At 67.9% G+C, this 1737-nt stretch carries 1 protein-coding gene; it reads left to right on the top strand.

Annotation, left to right across the window (positions count from 1 at the left end):
* Positions 1–19 precede the first annotated feature (19 nt).
* On the top strand, positions 20–1495 hold the full coding sequence (locus FM051_RS49875) for a SulP family inorganic anion transporter (protein WP_158854969.1): 1476 nt from the start codon (positions 20–22) through the stop codon (positions 1493–1495).
* Positions 1496–1737 lie beyond the last annotated feature (242 nt).

Genomic DNA, 1737 nt, shown 5'->3' with positions numbered 1-1737 from the left:
CGTGGAGCGAGGGGAGCCTATGGTCCGGCGGATTACCAGAGAGATTCTCTCGGGGCTGACGGTGGCTGTCGTCGCGTTGCCACTGGCGATCGCCTTCGGTGTGACCGCGACCGGTACCTCCGAGGGTGCGCTGGTCGGACTGTACGGCGCGATCTTCGCCGGCTTCTTCGCGGCGGTGTTCGGTGGTACGCCCGGTCAGGTGACCGGGCCCACCGGTCCCATCACGGTGGTCGCCACCGGGGTGATCGCCGCGCACGGACTGGATGGTGCGTTCATCGCGTTCGTCATGGCGGGCGCGTTCCAGATCCTGTTCGGGCTGTGCAGGCTCGGATCGTTCATCCGCTACATACCCCATCCTGTGGTGTCGGGGTTCATGGGCGGGATCGCGCTGATCATCATCCTGGGTGAGATCGATCAGGTGCAGCGAAGTTTCCTGGTGGTCGCGGCCACGATCGTGCTCATGCTCGTGTCCGCACGGGTGATCAAGTCGATTCCGTCGAGCCTGATCGCGCTCGTGGTCATCACCGCGATCCTGCCGCTGGTCGACCCACTGCTGCGCGGCGTGCGGATCGGGCCGGTCACGCTCAACGCCGCGGTCGACTACATCGGTCGGATCCCGGAGTCGATTCCCTCGATCGCGATTCCCGAGTTCAGCGGTTCGCTGATCCTCACCCTCGTGCTGCCCGCGCTCGGCATCGCGCTGCTGGGTTCGATCGACTCGCTGCTGACCTCGGTGGTCATGGACAACATCACCGGCGGCCGGCATCGCAGCAACAGGGAACTGGTCGGCCAGGGGCTCGGCAACATGGCCAGCGGGTTGTTCGGCGGCCTGGCGAGCGCCGGCGCGACGGTCAGGTCCGTGGTCAACGTCAGAAGCGGTGGCCGCACCGGGCTGTCGGCCGCGACGCACAGCGTCATCCTGCTCGCCCTGGTGACCGGCCTCGGGGCCGTCGTGCAGTACATCCCCCTCCCGGTCCTGTCGGGCATCCTGATCCTGACCGCGGTGGGCATGTTCGACTGGGAGAGCCTGCGCAAAGCACACGTCTCCCCGAGGGGTGACGTCGTCGTGATGTTCGCGACGATGATCATCACCGTGCTCGTCGACCTGACCGCGGCCGTCGCCGTCGGCGTCGTCCTGGCGCTCGTCGTCCACGCCGTGCAGTCACGCCGGCGCAAAGCCTCGGTCGTCGCCGAAGGCGGCGACACCTATCGCATCGAGGGCCCGCTGTCGTTCCTGTCCGTCGACCGGGTTTTCTCCACGCTGCGCAACGGCCGGTCGACTCTGTCGCTCAGCCTGGAGAAGGTGGACTACATGGACATGTCCGGGGCGAAGGCGTTGCTGACGTTCATCGACCACTCGCACAAGTCCGGCGTCGAGGTGGGCATCAAAGACCTGCCGCCGCACATCGAGGACAGGCTGATCGCGCTCGCGAACGAGGAGCAACGGGGCAGGCTCGACGCCGCCGTCGAAAACCGACCAAGGGACGTCTTGTAACCCGGTTCCGCGGAGTTGCGGGCTCGGCCGGTGGCCTGATTACGTTCAGGACCCGGCGCCCAGCGCGGCGAACGCCTGGTCGACCAGCGTCCGCAGGTCCTCGGCGCCCTCGCCGTGCCCTCGCCGTCGACCCACGTGGTCAGGGCGGTGATGAGCGCGGCGGTGGCCGCGGCGGCGATGCCCCTCAGTCGGAGGTCGACGGGTCGTTGTTCGCGGCCGGCCAACGCCTCGGCCAGGAGGGA

Origin of the sequence: Saccharothrix deserti (assembly GCF_009769385.1) — a bacterium.
Taxonomy (GTDB): domain Bacteria; phylum Actinomycetota; class Actinomycetes; order Mycobacteriales; family Pseudonocardiaceae; genus Actinosynnema; species Actinosynnema deserti.
This window is presented reverse-complemented; position numbering and strand designations above follow the sequence as displayed.

Excerpts from the sequence above, each read along its gene's own strand:
- FM051_RS49875 (WP_158854969.1), top strand. The coding sequence starts at position 20 with ATGGTCCGGCGGATTACCAGAGAGATTCTCTCGGGGCTGACGGTGGCT.